This is a genomic window from Streptomyces sp. MnatMP-M17 (genome assembly GCF_900091995.1).
Taxonomy (GTDB): Bacteria; Actinomycetota; Actinomycetes; order Streptomycetales; family Streptomycetaceae; genus Streptomyces.
Map to the genome: position 1 here is coordinate 1 of NZ_FMDK01001084.1, position 1928 is coordinate 1928.

The 1928-nt window shown below is 67.9% G+C and carries 2 protein-coding genes; both read left to right on the forward strand.

All coding sequences use genetic code 11. The features are described 5' to 3' along the window. The first annotated feature begins 111 nt into the window (after window positions 1-111). On the forward strand, window positions 112-723 hold the full coding sequence (locus tag GA0115259_RS36210; RefSeq protein WP_093604695.1) for a hypothetical protein: 612 nt from the start codon (window positions 112-114) through the stop codon (window positions 721-723). 162 nt (window positions 724-885) lie between these two features. Next, a complete protein-coding gene (locus tag GA0115259_RS36215; protein ID WP_093604697.1) occupies window positions 886-1869 on the forward strand; it encodes an AAA family ATPase in 984 nt (327 codons plus the stop codon). Window positions 1870-1928 lie beyond the last annotated feature (59 nt).

The window sequence follows — 1928 nt, forward strand, 5'->3', positions numbered from 1 at the left end:
GCGCCGGCTGGTTCCAGCCGGCGCGCGGGGCGTTTCCCGCAACACACTGTGCGACACGTATAACGTACCGGTACGCTCATCGAGGTACATTTTAAGTGACAGGAGAATTCGATGGCCCGCGGCGACGAGCTGCTCAGCCTGACCGAGATCAGCAGACTGGCCGGCGTCAGCCGGCAGACCGCGCAGAGATGGCACAAGGCTCCGCCGCAGCACGCGAAGAACAAGAAGCCGGTGCTGGCCTCCGCGCTGCAGAAGGTGGCGGCCGACCTCGAGATCGAGGTCCCCGAGGCCCACGAGGACCGACCCCGCTACCCGCGCCGGGTGGTCGAGGCCTACCTCAAGGCGGTCGGCTACATGAACCCCGACGGTTCGCTGGTGGAGGAGATCAAGGAGAAGGGCGGCGGCCGCTGGCTGCCTGTCCGCCCGACCATCGACCCGACCGGCACCAGCCGCAAGCCGAAGCACCGCTACTACGTCCCGCACGCCGCGAAGGAACTGGGCTACGCCACCACCGAATCCTTCGAGCAGATGCGGTCCAAGGGCGTCATCCCCGAGCCGGACGGGCACGACGAGCTGTTCCGACCCTTCTGGTACAGCGAAACCCTCGAAGAGCAGAAGAAGAAGCGAGGACAGCGCAGAAAGGCCGAGCCGGAGGAGAAGCCGGACGGATTCGACGACGAAGGCCGGCCGTACAAACTGCTGCAGTCCCCCGAACCGAGCTGATTCCCGGAGCCGGAAAACAGGTTCTGACCTGGAAAAACACTGCCCAATATGGTATGTTATATGTGTCAAAGGCGCTGGTGGTCCCGGCTCTGGAGTGCGTGATGGACATCCTGCTCCGGGACCGGGACCGCGCGCTGAACGCTTCGAGGCTCCGGAGGAACCTTGACGACGGACACATGTGAACAGCAGCCGTCCGGCGCTCCGCCGTGCCAGCTTGTCCACTACTCGCAGTTCCCCTTCGTCCCCGCGGTCAAGGCGCAGACCTTCGGCCGGATCGCGCTCAGCGGTCCCAGCGGGTCCGGCAAGACGCCCGTCGCGCTGAAGATCGCCGCCGCCCTCGGCGGCCGGATCGGGGTGATCGAGACCGCTCACGGGCAGGCCGCCCAGTACGCCGACGAGGTCGACTTCGAGGTCTGCCCCCCGCTGACGTTCTGCTCGCCCGAGGTGCTGGTTGCGGCGCTCGCCGACTGCGCGGCCCGTGGCTACGACGTCGTGGTGGTCGACTCGTTCAGCTTGTTCTGGAGCGGCAACGGCGGCGTGCGGGACCAGGCCGACGACGCCTCCCAGAGTGCGGGGGACAGCAAGGCGGGCTGGCGCGAGGTCCGCCCGCGCGAACGCCGCATGATGGACGCCCTGTTCAGCTATCCCGGCCACGTAATCGTCACTCTGCGCTCCAAGACGCACTACGTTCCCGAGACCGACGAGCAGGGCCGCAACTTCGTACGCCGCCTCGGCGGCAAGCCCGAAGCCCGCGACGGCATCGAGTACGAGTTCCAGATCACCGCCGCCCTGGAGGCCGACCACAGCATTGTGGTCGTCAAGGCTCTCGGCGCGGCTCTGGGCTCCGAAGTCGTCCACCGCTCCGGCGAGGAGTTCGGCGCGAAGATCCGCGCCTGGCTGGAGGCGGGCGCCCCCATGACGCCGCCCGAGCCGGTCGAGGAACTGATCTTGCGGGTCATGAGCCCGGACATCTCGTTCGAGGAGCTGGGAGCCGTACGCGAGACGGTACGCCGCCGCTACCTCGAAGACCTCCAGGTCCCCGACGAGAACGGCCAGCCCGTCCCCATCAACACCTACATCACCAACCGCGGACGTGCGATGCAGCAGCAGGCCGCCCAGGACGCCCACGCCACCACCTCGGCCTGACCGGGTGCGGCGGCCCGGCCGCCGCAACCCCGACCGCCCATCCACCCCGCTTACCACCC

Bases quoted from the DNA above. Each gene is read 5' to 3' on its own strand.
- GA0115259_RS36210 (WP_093604695.1), top strand. From the start codon at position 112: ATGGCCCGCGGCGACGAGCTGCTCAGCCTGACCGAGATCAGCAGACTG.